Source organism: Yersinia vastinensis, from assembly GCF_044905075.1.
In the GTDB taxonomy this organism is placed as follows: domain Bacteria; phylum Pseudomonadota; class Gammaproteobacteria; order Enterobacterales; family Enterobacteriaceae; genus Yersinia; species Yersinia vastinensis.
The window spans coordinates 4,218,450-4,234,436 of record NZ_CP173260.1 but is presented as its reverse complement, the minus strand read 5'-3'; the positions used below and the strand labels follow the sequence as shown (position 1 = coordinate 4,234,436).

Below are 15,987 nucleotides of genomic sequence, written 5' to 3'. Positions count from 1 at the left end.
CTCGTCGCCCGCATTAATTTAATCATTGGCAGGCAAATACTCTTGCCTGTCGACACATGTAAAAGAGCATCATGAGCGAAATTATTTACGGCATTCACGCCGTCAAAGCCCTGTTAGACAATGATCCACAACGTTTTCTGGAAGTTTTTATTCTGAAAGGCCGTGATGATCGTCGCCTACAGCCGTTGATTGCCGAACTCGAAGCTGCCGGTTTGGTCATTCAGGTTGCTAGCCGCCAATGGCTGGATTCACAAGTTGAGGGTGGTGTCCATCAGGGGATCGTGGCGCGAGTCCGTGAAGGGCGTCAGTATCAGGAAAATGATTTACCGGCCTTGTTGGAAAGTGTGGAAACACCTTTCCTATTGGTGCTCGATGGGGTAACAGATCCACACAACTTGGGTGCCTGTTTACGTAGCGCAGATGCGGCGGGCGTGCATGCGGTTATCGTGCCACGGGATCGTTCTGCACAACTTAACGCGATCGCGAAGAAAGTCGCCAGTGGCGCAGCCGAGAATGTACCACTGATTAAAGTCACGAATCTGGCTCGTACTTTGCGGGTGTTGCAGGAACACAATGTCTGGATTGTTGGGACTGCCGGTGAAGCAGACCACACGTTGTATCAGAGCAAAATGACCGGCCCAATGGCGCTGGTGATGGGAGCCGAAGGTGAAGGTATGCGTCGGTTGACTCGCGAGCACTGTGATGAATTAATTAGTATTCCGATGGCCGGTAGTGTTTCCTCACTGAATGTGTCGGTCGCAACGGGTGTCTGCCTATTTGAAGCGGTGCGTCAGCGAGCACTGAAAACCCAATAAGCTGTTCGTTTTATAAACAATTTTTCTTAAAAAGCCAATATTTCCGGATATTGGCTTTTTGTTTTTTATTTTTAATATAGGGAATTTAATAGCTTTATCAGTGAGATGTAGCGAATAAATCCTAGCCTGTGATGGCGTCTGTCAGCAAAAAAACCCGTCTGCATCATACTTAAGCCTGATTTATGGATACTGATTTCGTAATTAAGTACCGAAATGGAGGAAGGTATGGAGTGGCAGACTCACTTGGTTTTCAATCAGCCTGAGCCCTTGTCGAACAGTAACTTATTTCTGTCAGATATGGCCTTGCGGGAAGCGGTGATACGGGAACATGCTGGCTGGGATGGGGAGGATCTTGCTCAGATAGGGCGACAACTTGGCTCGCAGGAATCACTGGAATTAGGGCGGCTTGCTAACGCCAATCCTCCTGAGTTATTGCGTTACGATGCTGCAGGGCAACGCTTGGATCAGGTGCGTTTTCACCCAGCCTGGTATGTGTTGATGCAAGAACTGGTTAGCCATCGGGTACACAATTTACCTTGGCAAGAGGATGCCCGAATAGGGTCTTTTGTCGCGCGCGCGGCACGGTTTATCTTACATGCTCAGGTAGAAGCGGGAACGTTATGCCCAATAACCATGACATTTGGTGCCATTCCGTTGCTGCAAAAGATGCTTCCCCCACTTTTTCAAGATTGGCTGCCGCCACTGCTGTCGGACCGTTATGACTCTCACCACGTCATCGGTGGGCAGAAACGGGGTTTGCTGATTGGTATGGGAATGACAGAAAAGCAGGGTGGCTCTGATGTGTTAAGTAACACCACGAGGGCAGAGCCACTGGATGCGCGCGGCAAGGGCGAAGCTTATCGTCTGGTTGGGCATAAGTGGTTTTTCTCCGTCCCGCAAAGTGATGCGCACCTCGTGTTGGCGCAAGCTGAGGGGGGGCTATCCTGTTTCTTCCTGCCTAAAATATTGCCAGATGGCACCTATAACGCTATTCGATTAGAACGTTTGAAAGAGAAACTCGGCAATCGCTCCAATGCCAGCAGTGAAGTTGAATTTGACAATGCCACGGCTTGGTTATTGGGAGATGAGGGCGAGGGTATTCGCCAAATTCTGAAAATGGGCGGATATACTCGTTTTGATTGTGCGCTGGGTAGCCATGGGTTGATGAGGCGGGCTTTCTCTGTCGCGCTGTATCACGCTTGGCAGCGTCAGGCTTTTGGCAAGGCATTGGTAGACCAGCCCTTGATGCGACAGGGACTCAGCCGCATGGCATTGCGCTTAGAGGGCCATACTGCATTACTGATGCGTTTGGCCAGCACTTGGGGGAAAACCGGTGATCCCCATGAGCAGATATTCAGCCGATTACTGACTCCCGCGGCCAAATATCGTGTCTGTGGGCTGGGCAGTGCATTTGTTGCGCAGGCGATGGAGGTTTTAGGCGGGATTGGCTATTGCGAACAGAGTGAGTTACCGCGACTTTATCGCGAAATGCCGGTAAACAGCATTTGGGAAGGCTCTGGCAATATTATGTGTCTGGATGTGTTGCGCACATTACACAAGCTGCCAACCGCGCTGGAAATGTTGCAGCAAGAGTTTTACCCGGTGCGTGGACAGAATCGGTTGTTTGACCGTGCATGGCGGCAATTACAGCAGCGGCTGAAAAACCCCAAAGAAGAGCAAGGGCGTGCTTTAACTCAGCAACTGTTTGATTTGTGCTGCGCGGCTCAATTACTGCGTTTTGCCTCACCACCATTGGCGGATGCCTGGTGTCGAATGACGCTGGACCATCGTGACCAGTATATGTTGCCGGAGGTGGTTTGCGCGCGCTTACTTAGTCGCGCAACGGGAGGGCAATAGATCCTCCCTTCTTACTTATACAGCAATGCATTGGCATACCAGATGCCGGGGTAAACACTGTCTGACATCATGATAATCAAATAATAAGGCGCACCACTGGCATTAGCCTTGCGCTTAATTTCTGCCTCAACATCCATCGGGCTGCCAAATACCTGAGCTGAAATAGTGCCCATTTTCTGTAAGTTAGCACTTTGGGCGCGGGTGATTTCTTGTGCATAAGGCTGGGGGGCGGGAGGGGGAACAGGCGTCACGTGAAAAGCACTGCAAGCCGAAAGCCCCAAAGTGATTGCCAAGAACAGCATCGCGCGTTTCATTTTCATCTTTACCTCTTTGTTAGCAGGGCGGTTACTGCCACGTTCGTTATTTCTCTAGTGTAACTCTGTGGCATCAAGTCTGTGGGTAATATCTTGGAAGAAATTGATTTAAGACTTTATATCTGTGTTTTGGCACACTGAATTTATTCGGTATAAATGGCTTTCTCGCGTTTATGCCCAGCCTAATACACAAAGGATTCTCACCATGATTGAGATGTCGCTGGAAAATATTAAGGGTATTGAGGTCATCCATGCAGCCCCTGTGGGTAAGCGCCAGCAGCCATTACCGACTATTTTCTTTTATCACGGTTATACCTCGTCAAAAGAGGTTTACTCCTATTTTGCCTATGCTTTTGCTCAAGCGGGCTTTCGCACAATCGCACCGGATGCGGATATGCATGGTGCACGTTTCAATGGCGATGATACTGAGCGGCAATCTCATTTCTGGGCGATCTTGAAATCGAATATTGATGAGTTACCCGCCCTTAAGCAGCACTATCAGCAAGCGGGATTGATTGAGGGCGAACGTATTGGTGTTGCGGGCGCATCGATGGGGGGAATGACCACGTTGGGGGCTTTTGCTCGCTATCCTTGGGTCAGGGTAGCCGCCGATTTTATGGGGTCAGGTTATTTTACTTCTCTGGCGAAAACACTGTTTCCTCCATTAAACGCTGGTCGCCAAGTCAGCTCGGCAGAATTTCAACGCCGTCTGTTACCTTTGGCCGATTATGATCTTGCTCATCAGTTGGAGAAAATTGCTGATCGCCCACTCTTGGTCTGGCATGGTGAAGCAGATGATGTCGTGCCTGCGGCAGAGAGCGCGAGGTTAGTACAGGAACTGAGGGCAAGTGGGAGGGACAACCACCTGACCTATCTTACCGAAGCGGGCATCGGCCATAAAATTACCCCTACCGCGCTGGCCGCGGGGGTGCGTTTTTTCAGCAAACACCTATAAAAAACCCCCGACAAGCGGGGGGAATTGAGCATGAGGGTTTTCTTTTTATCGGGCTTTCTCTGGTGTTGTATTTGTTTATTGAATCCTAGCGATAGAGAACTGCGTTAACGTGCATAGAACTATTGTCGCCAGGCTCATGCATCGCGATGATCTGATAAGAACTTGCGCCACGTTCATCGGCTAATTTACTGAGTTGCGCAGTGGCATCGTCAGGGGAAATCACATTGTGACCCAGTGACAGTGCTCCAATACTGACGCGCTGTTGTTGCATAGCCTGCTGGGCCGTAATTTCCGTGGCAGCAAATGTACTGGCGGAAAGGAAAAAGCTCAGGATGGCGGCGATGGTAAGTGTATTTTTCATGGGTGACTCCAATATCTTATTTATATACTTTGAATAACTTATCTAGCTGTTGCGCCGCTTGTTATGCGGTGGATGTAAATAATTCTAGTCGCTTTTGTTCATTTAAAAATACGCTTCAATTGATTTACTTGGTCAAAAAAAATGAACGATTATTGAGTTGAGCTAATGATTTTATTGAAAGATTTAGCAAACTAATGGTTTTACATACATTGGTTATTTAATGAACAAAAAGTGCGGTTTTGGTCGCGCAATCCGTTGTACAAGAATAAATCCCCGTCAGTCCTTGAGTTTCCAGCCGCCGACAAGTATAGTTACGCGTCATTTTTCAGCCGCACACAAATACGTTCCTTGCCTCCATGGGCCGCGGTTGACCCTATCAGGAGGCTGAATAATCCGTAAGGAGCAATAATCGATGCGTCATTACGAAATCGTTTTTATGGTCCATCCTGACCAAAGCGAACAGGTTCCGGGCATGATCGAGCGCTATAGTGCAACTATCACTAATGCTGCTGGTACGATCCACCGTCTGGAAGACTGGGGCCGCCGTCAACTGGCTTACCCGATCAACAAACTGCACAAAGCTCACTACGTTCTGCTGAACGTTGAAGCTCCGCAGGAAGCGATCGATGAGCTGGAAACAAACTTCCGCTTCAACGACGCCGTTATCCGTAGCATGGTTATGCGCGTAAAACACGCGGTAACTGAAGCATCACCAATGGTTAAAGCGAAAGACGAACGCCGTGAGCGTCACGACTTCGCGTCTGAAGCCAATGATGATTCTGAAGCTGGGGATTCTGAAGAGTAATTGCCGTGGTGACCACTAATCGTCTGGTACTCTCTGGCACTGTGTGCAAGACACCGGTTCGAAAAGTAAGTCCTTCTGGAATTCCGCATTGTCAATTTGTGCTTGAGCACCGATCAACACAGCAGGAAGCCGGATTTAGCCGACAAACATGGTGCAGAATGCCCATCATCGTTAGCGGGCAAAAGTCACAAGCATTAACTCACAGTATAACGGTCGGCAGTCAGTTAACCGTTGAAGGCTTCATTAGCTGCCATCAAGGCCGCAATGGGCTAAACAAACTGGTTCTGCATGCCGAGCAGATTGAATTTATAGATTCTGGAGACTAGCCAAATGGCACGTTATTTCCGTCGTCGCAAGTTCTGCCGTTTTACCGCGGAAGGCGTTGTAGAGATTGATTATAAAGATATCGCTACGCTGAAAAACTATATCACTGAAAGTGGTAAAATTGTCCCGAGCCGTATCACCGGTACTCGCGCAAAATACCAGCGTCAGCTCGCCCGTTGTATCAAGCGCGCACGCTACCTGTCTTTGTTGCCGTACACTGATCGTCATCAGTAATCGGCCACTGTCCATTAACGACTTTGAGAGGATAAGGTAATGCAAGTTATTCTGCTTGATAAAGTAGCAAACCTGGGCAGCCTGGGTGACCAAGTGAACGTTAAAGCGGGCTACGCTCGTAACTTCCTGGTTCCACAAGGTAAAGCTGTTCCGGCAACTAAGAAAAACGTAGAGTTCTTTGAAGCACGCCGTGCAGAATTAGAAGCCAAATTGGCTGGCGTTCTGGCTGCTGCTGAAGCTCGCGCAGCTAAAATCAACGAACTGGGCAGCGTCACCATCGCATCTAAATCTGGCGATGAAGGCAAACTGTTCGGCTCTATCGGTACTCGCGACATCGCTGATGCAGTCACTGCAGCTGGCGTTGAAGTGGCCAAGAGCGAAGTTCGTCTGCCGAATGGCGTTCTGCGTACCACAGGTGATCATGAAGTTCACTTCCAGGTACACAGCGACGTGTTCGCGCAACTGAACGTGATCGTGGTTGCAGAAGCGTAAGTTACGCTGCTGTTAACCTGCTAAAACGCCAGCCTCGTGCTGGCGTTTTGCTTTTTGACATAGAGCAAAGCGAGTTTAGGGCGTAGTGCCAGACTCTACAATATCAAATTGACATTCTTCGGCCGCCACTCCTGAGCATTGGTAAATCTCAAGGAAGGCTGTTTTTTGGTAGGCCCAGTGGGGTTTCCCATTGATGGATACCGGCCAGGTTTTATTCCCGTAATACATATCAACCTGCCGACCTTCGTCATGTAAATTGTACGCACACTTCTGAAATATCCCCTGCATAGCGTTTTTATCTTTATTACTTTCATTATCGATAATTAAAAGTGCCTCACTAAAATCTTTAATCGCTGCTTTGTTTTCAGGTATAGATTCTTGTAATACCCCAATCCACTCGTCATCCCCATTGCCTGTGGCCGTGTAAATTTGTGCTGCCTGTTTGATTGCACTTATTGCAGGGCAATGATGTTCAGCCAATGCCCCAAAGGGGGTAAAGAAGAGAAGCAAAAAAGGTGTTTTATATTTCATAATCACTCCCTTGTGAATATGGTTATTTGTTGGTGTTATGGATGACGTGAACCACCCAGAAAACAACCTAATTCGGGAGTGAGGCAGCAACAATATCAAAGAAGATAAGGCGGTAGATAGAAAGGGGCTATAGCGTGCAGTACTTAACGATCACGACGATAGCTGCCATCGCTTTGCCGGGTAAACAGCACTTGTGTATTGCGAGTGGTTTCAATCGTCAGGGCTGCAACCGCCCCTTGCGCATCCAGCATAATTTTGACTTCTTGCCCGGCTTTGAGGTTACTCAGCGGCTTATCATTACCCTCGACCTGTGCCATCGCAAAAACTTCATTGACTGGCAAATTATTGTCGCGGAATAGCTGCGCCAGTGTTTTCCCTGATTGAATCTGATAACTCTGCCAATTCTCCTGTACTGGGGGAGTGGCTTCAGGTGTCACAGAAGGCGCCACCGTAGGAGGTGGCGGAGCATCAAGATCGTTCTGTAAATGGGCCTGTAGCGGTATCTCAGTCGACGGTGCGCTAACCGGGAATGTGTTATCGGTGTTATCGCGAGACACCGGCCATAGCAGGGCTAGCAGCAAGACTGCCGCCGCAATAATAACCCAGCGACGATGGAATAAAGGCAATGGTTCCATCCACTGAAAATTGTCTGGTAAGTGCCAGATTTTCAGCCATAACCCTTTAATACCGGCTTCCCGCCACGTTGTCGTCACAGGTTCAGGGGCGATATTATTTTCAGTAGAGGCAATATCCTCGGCGGGAGAAATAGGTGCTGATGCACTGACTTCAGACAATAGATTTTGATCATCAGCCGTTTTCGCACCCGGCAAAATCCTCTGCCTGATACTCAGCCAAGTGTGTAGCAGTGGTTGATAAACCCGCGTGCTTTTCCTTCTCCTGGGCGCGATTCTGCCCATGGTGACCTCTCTTCAACTGCGTAGAACAACATAAATATTAAAATGACAATGTACCAATAGGCTTCTAAGTATAACCCTTCTTACTTGAAGTTGATGCAGTCGCTATCTGGTTGATGCTAAAAGACAGAATACTCTGATATCCCTATCGGCTAGCATGCTGCCATTGTTTCTTTTTCTTCGACAAAAGTCATCATTCACGAAGCAAGATTTTACCGCGCTCCCCTGCTGCTGTTATGCTGGCGGCTTCGACATGATTAGCGACTAAAGGAAAATCCATGACAACCCCTTCTTTTGATAGCGTTGAAGCGCAAGCAAGCTACGGAATTGGTTTACAAATCGGGCAGCAATTACAAGAGTCCGGGCTGGAAGGTTTATTGCCAGAAGCATTATTGGCAGGTTTGCGTGACGCGATGGAAGGGAATACACCGACCGTCCCTGTTGATGTAGTTCATCGTGCACTGCGTGAAGTTCACGAGCGTGCTGATAAAGTCCGTGTTGAGCGCCAACAGGCTTTGGTTGAAGAAGGGAAAACGTTCCTGGAAGAGAATGCCAAGCGTGATGACGTCACCACGACAGAATCTGGTTTACAGTTCTCGGTATTGCAGGCCGGTGAAGGCCCAATCCCATCCCGCCAAGACCGTGTTCGTGTGCACTATACCGGTCGTCTGGTTGACGGCACCGTATTTGATAGCTCAGTTGAACGTGGCCAGCCAGCAGAGTTCCCAGTCAGCGGTGTTATTCCGGGCTGGATTGAAGCGTTGTCGATGATGCCGGTAGGGTCTAAGTGGAAATTGTATATCCCGCACAATCTGGCTTATGGCGAGCGTGGCGCGGGTGCAACCATCCCACCATTCAGTGCATTGATGTTTGAAGTGGAACTGCTGGAAATTCTGTAATATTCCTATGCAGTGATATCAGAGAGGGCGACATCTGTCGCCCTTTTGCATTTATTGACCGCGATAGCGTTTGATTGTGAATTTATTCGCCTTTCAGCGCGCGGGGAAACAGCAAATTGTTTTCCAGATGAATATGTTCCATCAGGTCAGTGATGAATTCATTGATGCCGGTGTAAAGCGCCTGCCAGGTATTACAGGCTCCTTCTGGTGGGGTCATGTTTTGTGTCAATTGCTTCACTACTTCCAACTGCTGCCCAACCGCGTCGTGTTCCGCTTCCATCACAAATATTGGCCCACCAGCCTGAGAACCCATGCCGCGTTTGATCATCGGGAACAGAATTTCTTCTTCTTTGTACATATGCTGGGTTAGTTCTTCGAGAATCGCCGTCAGTTCTACCGCCAATCCGCGAGGGCAGGCTGGTTTTTCGCCATGTACGCGCTCAACTTTTTCAGCCATCAGAATCAATTCTGGCAGTTGTTCGCGATGGCGGTTGTGATAGCGGCTAATAATAAAATCAATGATGTCAGTCAGGGAACGTTGCTGCCAGTCTTCAGATGACTGAGGTTCGGTGTGCAATGCACTCAGTTGCGCTTCTAGCTCATCAATATCCAGATTTAGCTTATTGGCTGCCCGCAGTAGTGTTTGCTTGCCCCCACAGCAGAAATCCAATTGATGTTGACGGAAGAGCTTTGTAGCACGTGGGATAGCAATAGCCAGAGCGCCGAGAGATTGATTGCGGTAATCCATGATGACACCTCATTGAGTTATTAAATATCTATAACATGTATAATAAATGCATGTTATAGAATGCGATATAGCTCTAAAGGGGTATGTCGAGAGATCAACAGCGCTCCGTAAAGCGCTGTTGCCAGAGATTACTTCTTCTGTAAATCGATTTGGTAAACCTCGAAACCAATCTCGTCAGTTCCCATGGCTTTCATCGGATATTGTGCTTTTTGCTTAATAAATTCAGCTGCTTTGGTACTTGGTGAAGTTTCAAAACGGATATCCAATGGCTGTTTACTCTCAAGGGCTGTCAAACGCCAGTTGTTATCGGCTCGCGGAGTGACTTGCCCATGCTTTTTGGTTTCAGCGCTGATATAAGCAGACAGAACTGCCCGGTTTTCATCCGGCGATGCGAAAGCAATATGGCTGTCACCGGTGCCTGCAAATTTACCGCTGTAAGCACGGTAATTGTTGGTAGCGATCAGGAACGTGGCTTTAGGATCAATGGGTTTGCTGTTAAAAGTGAGGTTTTTAATACGCTCGGCTTTGTCGTTAATTAGTGCGCATTCACCATCATAACGAGCCGGTTGGCTCACATCGATTTCATAATTAACACCATCGATGACATCGAAATTATACGTGCGGAAACCATCCCAATTAATAAGTGATTGTGGCTTATCACTGTTAACGTCAATTTGATTATATTGCGCGGCAGAGCACTCTAACCACTGCTTCACTTCGGCACCACTGGCTTTCACCACAACTAATGTATTCGGGTAAAGGTACAAATCTGCGGCATTACGGAAAGTCAGCTCACCTTTTTCTACTTCGACAAAACTGGCTGGATCATTTTTGCGCCCGCCCGCTTTAAACGGTGCCGCAGCAGAAAGTACCGGTAAGTCAGCCAAATCAGGATCACCCTGAATAAAGTGTTCGGTATAGGCGCGCTGGGCGTTATTCACAATTTGTACTGTTGGGTCATCTTGGATCAGCGCCAGATAGCTATACATATTATCTGATGCGTTGCCGATAGGTTGGCTAACAAAATCACGAGTGCCCTGATGGTCAGCGGCTAACACTTTCACCAACTGTGCATCTTCAGCGGCTAGCGATTTTTGTGTGGTTTTATCAAAGATAGGGCGTGCTTCGGCTTTGGCCTGAGTCACTTGCCACGGGCCTTTGTCATTATTCAGGACAAAATCGACAACCCCCAGATGGTCACCCCACTGGCCTGGCATCACTGCTGGAATACCATTAAGTGTCCCTTGGGTAATATCCGCACCTTTAATCGCAGCAAAATCTTTGCTCGGGAAGACGGCGTGGGCATGACCGAACATGATGGCATCGATACCCGGTACTTGGCTGAGGTAATAGACCGAGTTTTCAGCCATAGCTTTATAAGGCACACTGGACAGGCCTGAGTGGGGGATTGCGACCACTAAATCCGCCCCTTGCTTGCGCATTTCTGGCACCCACTTTTTGGCGGTCTCGGTGATATCGTTAACGGTAACTTTACCGCTCAGATTGGCTTTATCCCATATCATCACTTGGGGCGGTACAAAACCGATGTAGCCTATCCGTAGGTTATGTGTTTTCCCTTCGCGATCTTTTACTGGGGTATCGGCAATAATATAAGGTTGAAACAGCGGTTTACCCGTTTTGACATCAATGACGTTAGCATTCACATAGGGAAATTTGGCGCCTGCCAGTGATTTTTTCAGATAATCCAGACCATAATTAAACTCATGGTTGCCGATATTACCGACGGCATAGTCCAGAGTATTCATTGCCTTGTAGACAGGATGAATTTCCCCGGCGTTGAGTCCTTTGGCTGCCATGTAGTCGCCAAGCGGGCTGCCCTGAATTAGGTCACCATTGTCTACCAGAACGCTGTTTGTCGCTTGTTGGCGGGCGGCATTAATCAGACTTGCCGTACGCACCAGACCGAACTTTTCCGTGGGTTTATCTTTGTAGTAATCGAAATCCATCATGTTGCTGTGCAGGTCAGTGGTTTCCAGTACACGCAAATCAACGGTCGCGGCCTGTGTTGTGCCCATCGTCATTGATGTTGCGATGGCAATCAGGCTGGTAAGCAGGGATAACGTCATCGGACGCTTAGACATGGCTCTCTCCATAGTGGCTTTTCCATTAACAAAAACAACTCGATATGTATCGCAAAAGAATATGTAAATTTAATAAATCGTCATGACAAAGTGTGAAGTTTGGCAGAAAACAGCTTTGGATAACGCGGAGGTACTCACAATTGCAGCAGGTTGATCCTACTGATTTTATTGAGAGTAAGACAAGAAAGGTGGCAATCGGGCAAGGAAATTATTAGTCTGCCAAACCAGTGACAAGCTTTGTGATGATTAATTTTTATTTTGGTTTTGCGTTCTAAAATAAATGTAGAGTGGGTAAGACAGTCCCAAATCATTGTCGAACGGCAGAGATCAATCGAGTGCATTCTGACTATCAATATTCGGCATGACTCATAATACCAAGGGGTGGATGATGTTAGAGCAAATTTGCCAGTTGGCCCGCGAGGCAGGCGTGGCGATTATGGCGGTCTATCAGGGGGAAAAACCCTTAGATGTGGCCCACAAAAAAGATGATTCTCCAGTCACTGCGGCTGATCTTGCGGCACACCAAATTATCAAAGCTGGATTGGCGGCATTGACTCCTGATATCCCCCTGCTATCTGAAGAGGATCCACCAACGTGGGCAGTGCGCCAGCACTGGCAGCGCTATTGGCTGGTTGATCCTTTGGATGGCACCAAAGAATTCTTGAACCGTAATGGTGAGTTTACAGTCAATATTGCCCTGATTGACCAAGGGATTCCGGTGCTGGGTGTGGTTTATACCCCGGTGACGGAGGTGATGTATAGCGCCGAGAATGGTAAGGCGTGGAAGGAAGAATGTGGTAGGCGCATGCAGATTCAAGTGCGCGATGCATTGCCGCCGCTGGTGGTTGTCAGCCGTTCTCACAGTGATGCGGAGTTGGAAGATTATTTGTCGCAATTGGGCGAGCATCAGACGGTATCAGTGGGATCATCGTTGAAGTTTTGTCTGGTGGCTGAAGGGAAAGCACAGCTATACCCGCGCTTTGGGCCAACCAATGTATGGGATACCGCTGCTGGGCATGCTGTTGCTATTGCTGCCGGGGCGCAGGTTCACGATTGGCAGGGTAAGCCATTATCTTATACCCCACGTGAATCATTCCTGAACCCCGGTTTTCGCGTATCGCTGTTTTAAAGTTTCAGCAGTTGGTGCAGTTGGGCGATGACCTGCTGCACTTCTTCGGCTGTCAGCGCGCCATCTTTGACAAATTTAACGTTTCCTTGCGGGTCTAGCACCACTATGGCTGAACCTTTTTCCGCTAAACCCCAAGCCTTTTGAACATTCCCATTACTGTCTACCACAAACTGTGACCAAGGGAATTCGCGCTTATTACTTTCAATGCTGCTACGCACAAACACCGCAGTGCCAATAATCGCATCATCGGTATTGACGATTGTCGTCGTTTGGTAACGATCGTGTGGCAAATTAGCATGCTTGATAGCTTCTACGAGCGGAGCATTGAGTTCCTTTGCTGAGGTGCGGCCAGCAATATGCTGGACCACTCGCACTTTGCCGGGCAATTGCGAGCTATTCCAGTTTTTATAGCTAAACTGATCAGTAGCCTTATCATAATTCAATTCGCCTTTATCACTGACACCTACCGGCGGTACGCGCTGGTCAAGTTGGAGATTGTGAGCACTGGCAATGAAAGGGGTGAACAGCAGCGATAGGATAAGCAGGCTATTTTTTATCATGGGATGTCCTTGTGGATCTTATGAGTCATGTTGGGCACTTATTTCTGTACCTTGTAATCTACTGGGTATCAGTTTTCCAATCATAGGTGCTGATCAGAGGTCTGTCCTGTTTGTTGAGAATAATTATTTCTACCATTAACTAGATGGTTATTCTGTCTCTATCTCTCATTTTCTCTTTATGACTCTGTAATTTTATGTAAATCCAGCATCAATGACTAATTTTGGGGGAACTTAAGCCCATACTCTAGGTCTATTACTCTGCAATTATCTTACGCTACCTGTGATCTTGGTCGCTAAGTCGCCAAAAGGTACGTGTTGGTGCTATGGGAGGAAAGTAAAACAATGAGGATCTTCCAACGTTACAATCCGGCAAAAATCGCGATGTATGTCAAAACGTTATTCCGTGGTCGGTTGTATATCAAAGACATGGGGGCTTTTGAGTTTGATAAAGGCAAGATTTTAATCCCGAAGGTTAGGGATAAACGCCACTTTGAGGTGATGTCAGAAGTGAATCGGCAGGTGATGCGTTTGCAAGCCGAAATGGGCTAATCCCCTTCGTACATGAAGTTGTAGCGTTGTTAGCGGCTCTCAATCACCCGAATCACTTACTTGAGTAAGCTCATCGGGATTCGGCCTAGCTGCTTGGTGTTACCCCAGACTAATTGAATTGCGGCTCCTTTATCGGGGCCGCTAATGTTTTAAATGTTCATGGAGTTAAACATGTTGAATGTTTTCTCTATGCATCGCTGCTTTCGTGTGGTGCTTTTGGCAGTATCGGCGCGGGTTGGTCACTGAGTTTGGTAACCAGTAACTGATCGATTTTGTAGCTGTCGATATCCACCACTTCAAACTTGTAACCAGCATATTTGACGAAATCGGTGCGCTTTGGAATTTTGCGCAGCATATACATCATAAAGCCGCCGATGGTTTCATAATTACCAGACTGCGGGAATTCATCAATATGCAGTACGCGCATAACGTCTTCAATGGGTGTACCGCCTTCAATCAGCCATGAACTCTCATCACGAGCAACAATTTGTTCTTCTTGACCTTGGCCGACTAAATCCCCCATCAAAGTGGTCATTACGTCATTAAGGGTAATTATCCCAACGACCAACGCATATTCGTTGAGAATCACGGCAAAGTCTTCACCTGCTGTTTTAAAGCTCTCAAGTGCCTCAGAGAGGGTCAGCGTGTCCGGCACAATCAGCGCTGAACGTATTTGCACTCCACTGCTCAACACCAGACTCTGGTTGCCTAACACCCGGTTCAGCAGGTCTTTGGAGTCAACATAACCCACGACTTGATCAATATGGCCATCGCAGACCAGAAATTTGGAGTGCGGATGAGTCGAAATCTTCTCTTTTATGCTGTCTTCACTTTCCCGCAGATCGAAATAAATCACACTTTCGCGTGAAGTCATCGACGAAGGAACGGTACGTGATTCCAGCTCAAAGACGTTTTCAATTAATTCATGCTCTTGCTTACGTAGCACACCAGCCAATGCCCCCGCTTCCACGACAGCATAGATATCATCCGAAGTGATGTCGTCATTGCGGACCATTGGTAGCTTAAATAAACGGAAAATCAGATTGGCCATCCCATTGAAGAACCAAACTAATGGGCGACAAATCATCAGACAGAAGCGCATCGGGTTGACGATCCGCACGGCAACCGCTTCAGGTGAAATCATACCGATGCGTTTCGGGGTTAAGTCTGCAAAGAGGATAAATAAGCTGGTGACTAAAACGAACGAGCAAATGAAGCTGACTTGATCAGCAAGTTCGGGTGACATAAAGCGCTCAAACACCACTCTGAAAGAAGGGGAAAATGCGGCGTCACCGACAATACCGCCAAGGATAGCAACGGCATTTAGTCCAATCTGGACCACAGTAAAGAATATCCCCGGTGTCTCTTGTAGTTTAAGTACTCGTAAGGCGTTGATATCGCCTTCGTCAGCCAGAAGTTTTAATTTAATTTTGCGTGATGCGGCCAGCGAAATCTCAGATAACGAGAAAAAGGCACTCACTGCAATCAAAAAAAGAATCAGTAAAATACTGTTTAACATAATCTATCCGTGTCGTACCGGCGATAGTGCCGGCGATCGTAAGGAAGGGTTATACTCGTCATCTTTCAAGTGGCAGATTTGTCACCCAAATTTGCAGCCTTCCTGCGCCTTGAAATATATAGGGTATATAGTTCATGTTGAGTTTTAAGACAACGGCAGAAAACCGTTACCGGGCTGAGTGAACAGCCCGGCTAGTATAGCAGCAGCGATGAGAGCGCCGCCAGCCTTACAGATTAGGTGGCATACAAACGCCAATACCGCCTAAGCCGCAATATCCATGCGGATTTTTGTATAAATATTGCTGATGGTCATCTTCGGCATAGTAAAACGGCAGGGCGGTCGCTATTTCGCTTGTAATGGCCCGGCGGTCACCGGCTTTTTCCATCGCTTGCTGAAACTGCACTTTGCTCGCTTTAGCCTGCGCTTCTTGCTCCGGTGTTAATACGTAAATGGCTGAACGATATTGTGTTCCGACATCGCCCCCTTGTCGCATTCCTTGTGCCGGATCGTGATTTTCCCAGAAAATCTGCAATAGTTGCTTATAGCTGATGATGGCAGGGTCAAAAACAACACGAACGACTTCGGCATGAGCCGTGCGCCCACTGCATACCTCATGGTAGGTTGGGTTTGGCGTATATCCACCACTGTAGCCTGCGGCGGTGCTATAAACTCCCGGTTGTTGCCAAAATAGACGCTCGACACCCCAGAAACAGCCCATGGCAAAGAGAGCTATTTCCATACCTTCGGGGACATGTGTCATAGAGTGTCCATTCACCACATGGAGAGTGGCGACCGGCATCGGTGTCAGTCGCCCCGGCAAAGCATTAGCCGCATCAATGACGGCAGTTTTATCAAAATTTTGCACCACAATAGACTCCG

Annotated in this window: 19 protein-coding genes; 10 read left to right on the top strand and 9 right to left on the bottom strand. The window is 47.9% G+C overall.

All coding sequences use genetic code 11. The annotated features are described in order from the left end of the window. Nucleotides 1-71 precede the first annotated feature (71 nt). Entirely contained in the window at nt 72-815 is a 744-nt protein-coding gene (rlmB, locus tag ACIOG0_RS19575; protein WP_050099792.1) for a 23S rRNA (guanosine(2251)-2'-O)-methyltransferase RlmB, read from the top strand. Between the two features lie 213 nt (nt 816-1,028). Beyond that, complete coding sequence (locus ACIOG0_RS19570; RefSeq protein ID WP_128451306.1) at nt 1,029-2,672, top strand: isovaleryl-CoA dehydrogenase; 1,644 nt, start codon at nt 1,029-1,031, stop codon at nt 2,670-2,672. 11 nt (nt 2,673-2,683) lie between these two features. On the opposite strand, the gene bsmA is transcribed toward ACIOG0_RS19570, so the two are convergent. After that, a complete protein-coding gene (bsmA, locus tag ACIOG0_RS19565; protein ID WP_050295933.1) occupies nt 2,684-2,992 on the bottom strand; it encodes a biofilm peroxide resistance protein BsmA in 309 nt (102 codons plus the stop codon). A 199-nt stretch (nt 2,993-3,191) separates the two neighbouring features. Between bsmA and yjfP the strand changes: the two genes are divergently transcribed. Next, complete coding sequence (gene yjfP, locus ACIOG0_RS19560) at nt 3,192-3,941, top strand: esterase (protein ID WP_050140947.1); 750 nt, start codon at nt 3,192-3,194, stop codon at nt 3,939-3,941. A gap of 85 nt (nt 3,942-4,026) precedes the next feature. Here yjfP and ACIOG0_RS19555 read toward each other — a convergent pair whose 3' ends face one another. Beyond that, the gene (locus ACIOG0_RS19555) at nt 4,027-4,302 is read right to left on the bottom strand and encodes a DUF1471 domain-containing protein (protein WP_050099799.1); all 276 of its coding nucleotides are present in this window, start codon (nt 4,300-4,302) and stop codon (nt 4,027-4,029) included. Between the two features lie 412 nt (nt 4,303-4,714). Between ACIOG0_RS19555 and rpsF the strand changes: the two genes are divergently transcribed. Genes rpsF through rplI form a run of 4 tightly spaced genes read left to right on the top strand, consistent with a single transcriptional unit; the run spans nt 4,715 to nt 6,157 of the window. Further along, nucleotides 4,715-5,107, top strand: coding sequence for a 30S ribosomal protein S6 (gene rpsF, locus ACIOG0_RS19550; RefSeq protein ID WP_002210153.1), 393 nt, complete (start codon nt 4,715-4,717; stop codon nt 5,105-5,107). Between the two features lie 5 nt (nt 5,108-5,112). Then, nucleotides 5,113-5,433: a primosomal replication protein N gene (gene priB, locus ACIOG0_RS19545; RefSeq protein ID WP_020282467.1), complete on the top strand. Its 321-nt coding sequence runs from the start codon at nt 5,113-5,115 to the stop codon at nt 5,431-5,433. A gap of 4 nt (nt 5,434-5,437) precedes the next feature. Then, the gene (gene rpsR, locus ACIOG0_RS19540) at nt 5,438-5,665 is read left to right on the top strand and encodes a 30S ribosomal protein S18 (protein WP_002210155.1); all 228 of its coding nucleotides are present in this window, start codon (nt 5,438-5,440) and stop codon (nt 5,663-5,665) included. Nucleotides 5,666-5,704: 39 nt separating this feature from the next. After that, nucleotides 5,705-6,157, top strand: coding sequence for a 50S ribosomal protein L9 (rplI, locus tag ACIOG0_RS19535; RefSeq protein WP_004707026.1), 453 nt, complete (start codon nt 5,705-5,707; stop codon nt 6,155-6,157). Between the two features lie 75 nt (nt 6,158-6,232). Here rplI and ACIOG0_RS19530 read toward each other — a convergent pair whose 3' ends face one another. Next, complete coding sequence (locus ACIOG0_RS19530; RefSeq protein ID WP_128451307.1) at nt 6,233-6,688, bottom strand: DUF3757 domain-containing protein; 456 nt, start codon at nt 6,686-6,688, stop codon at nt 6,233-6,235. Between the two features lie 143 nt (nt 6,689-6,831). Beyond that, nucleotides 6,832-7,605, bottom strand: coding sequence for a LysM-like peptidoglycan-binding domain-containing protein (locus ACIOG0_RS19525; RefSeq protein ID WP_050099802.1), 774 nt, complete (start codon nt 7,603-7,605; stop codon nt 6,832-6,834). A gap of 275 nt (nt 7,606-7,880) precedes the next feature. Between ACIOG0_RS19525 and ACIOG0_RS19520 the strand changes: the two genes are divergently transcribed. After that, nucleotides 7,881-8,501: a peptidylprolyl isomerase gene (locus ACIOG0_RS19520; RefSeq protein WP_050099803.1), complete on the top strand. Its 621-nt coding sequence runs from the start codon at nt 7,881-7,883 to the stop codon at nt 8,499-8,501. Nucleotides 8,502-8,583: 82 nt separating this feature from the next. On the opposite strand, the gene ytfE is transcribed toward ACIOG0_RS19520, so the two are convergent. Together ytfE and ACIOG0_RS19510 are read right to left on the bottom strand one after the other, a co-directional pair. Further along, the gene (gene ytfE, locus ACIOG0_RS19515; RefSeq protein WP_128451308.1) at nt 8,584-9,249 is read right to left on the bottom strand and encodes an iron-sulfur cluster repair protein YtfE; all 666 of its coding nucleotides are present in this window, start codon (nt 9,247-9,249) and stop codon (nt 8,584-8,586) included. Between the two features lie 128 nt (nt 9,250-9,377). Then, nucleotides 9,378-11,363, bottom strand: coding sequence for a bifunctional 2',3'-cyclic-nucleotide 2'-phosphodiesterase/3'-nucleotidase (locus ACIOG0_RS19510; RefSeq protein WP_050099805.1), 1,986 nt, complete (start codon nt 11,361-11,363; stop codon nt 9,378-9,380). 376 nt (nt 11,364-11,739) lie between these two features. On the opposite strand from ACIOG0_RS19510, the gene cysQ reads away from it, so the two are divergent. Continuing rightward, nucleotides 11,740-12,480 (top strand): 3'(2'),5'-bisphosphate nucleotidase CysQ, encoded by a 741-nt coding sequence (cysQ, locus tag ACIOG0_RS19505; RefSeq protein ID WP_050099807.1) that lies wholly within the window; start codon nt 11,740-11,742, stop codon nt 12,478-12,480. On the opposite strand, the gene ACIOG0_RS19500 is transcribed toward cysQ, so the two are convergent. Beyond that, the gene (locus ACIOG0_RS19500; RefSeq protein ID WP_050099809.1) at nt 12,477-13,040 is read right to left on the bottom strand and encodes a YtfJ family protein; all 564 of its coding nucleotides are present in this window, start codon (nt 13,038-13,040) and stop codon (nt 12,477-12,479) included. The genes cysQ and ACIOG0_RS19500 overlap by 4 nt on opposite strands. A gap of 342 nt (nt 13,041-13,382) precedes the next feature. Between ACIOG0_RS19500 and ACIOG0_RS19495 the strand changes: the two genes are divergently transcribed. Continuing rightward, nucleotides 13,383-13,589: a DUF1107 domain-containing protein gene (locus ACIOG0_RS19495; protein ID WP_032910425.1), complete on the top strand. Its 207-nt coding sequence runs from the start codon at nt 13,383-13,385 to the stop codon at nt 13,587-13,589. A 187-nt stretch (nt 13,590-13,776) separates the two neighbouring features. Here the strand turns inward: ACIOG0_RS19495 and ACIOG0_RS19490 are convergent, their stop codons facing one another. Then, nucleotides 13,777-15,108 (bottom strand): hemolysin family protein, encoded by a 1,332-nt coding sequence (locus ACIOG0_RS19490; protein ID WP_050075661.1) that lies wholly within the window; start codon nt 15,106-15,108, stop codon nt 13,777-13,779. 226 nt (nt 15,109-15,334) lie between these two features. Next, on the bottom strand, nt 15,335-15,973 hold the full coding sequence (gene msrA / locus ACIOG0_RS19485; protein WP_072086650.1) for a peptide-methionine (S)-S-oxide reductase MsrA: 639 nt from the start codon (nt 15,971-15,973) through the stop codon (nt 15,335-15,337). Between the last annotated feature and the right edge of the window lie 14 nt (nt 15,974-15,987).

Coding starts and splice junctions, on each gene's coding strand:
- rlmB (WP_050099792.1), top strand. CDS start 72: ATGAGCGAAATTATTTACGGCATTCACGCCGTCAAAGCCCTGTTAGAC.
- ACIOG0_RS19570 (WP_128451306.1), top strand. CDS start 1,029: ATGGAGGAAGGTATGGAGTGGCAGACTCACTTGGTTTTCAATCAGCCT.
- bsmA (WP_050295933.1), bottom strand. CDS start 2,992: ATGAAAATGAAACGCGCGATGCTGTTCTTGGCAATCACTTTGGGGCTT.
- yjfP (WP_050140947.1), top strand. CDS start 3,192: ATGATTGAGATGTCGCTGGAAAATATTAAGGGTATTGAGGTCATCCAT.
- ACIOG0_RS19555 (WP_050099799.1), bottom strand. CDS start 4,302: ATGAAAAATACACTTACCATCGCCGCCATCCTGAGCTTTTTCCTTTCC.
- rpsF (WP_002210153.1), top strand. CDS start 4,715: ATGCGTCATTACGAAATCGTTTTTATGGTCCATCCTGACCAAAGCGAA.
- rpsR (WP_002210155.1), top strand. CDS start 5,438: ATGGCACGTTATTTCCGTCGTCGCAAGTTCTGCCGTTTTACCGCGGAA.
- rplI (WP_004707026.1), top strand. CDS start 5,705: ATGCAAGTTATTCTGCTTGATAAAGTAGCAAACCTGGGCAGCCTGGGT.
- ACIOG0_RS19530 (WP_128451307.1), bottom strand. CDS start 6,688: ATGAAATATAAAACACCTTTTTTGCTTCTCTTCTTTACCCCCTTTGGG.
- ACIOG0_RS19525 (WP_050099802.1), bottom strand. CDS start 7,605: ATGGGCAGAATCGCGCCCAGGAGAAGGAAAAGCACGCGGGTTTATCAA.
- ACIOG0_RS19520 (WP_050099803.1), top strand. CDS start 7,881: ATGACAACCCCTTCTTTTGATAGCGTTGAAGCGCAAGCAAGCTACGGA.
- ytfE (WP_128451308.1), bottom strand. CDS start 9,249: ATGGATTACCGCAATCAATCTCTCGGCGCTCTGGCTATTGCTATCCCA.
- ACIOG0_RS19510 (WP_050099805.1), bottom strand. CDS start 11,363: ATGGAGAGAGCCATGTCTAAGCGTCCGATGACGTTATCCCTGCTTACC.
- cysQ (WP_050099807.1), top strand. CDS start 11,740: ATGTTAGAGCAAATTTGCCAGTTGGCCCGCGAGGCAGGCGTGGCGATT.
- ACIOG0_RS19500 (WP_050099809.1), bottom strand. CDS start 13,040: ATGATAAAAAATAGCCTGCTTATCCTATCGCTGCTGTTCACCCCTTTC.
- ACIOG0_RS19495 (WP_032910425.1), top strand. CDS start 13,383: ATGAGGATCTTCCAACGTTACAATCCGGCAAAAATCGCGATGTATGTC.
- ACIOG0_RS19490 (WP_050075661.1), bottom strand. CDS start 15,108: ATGTTAAACAGTATTTTACTGATTCTTTTTTTGATTGCAGTGAGTGCC.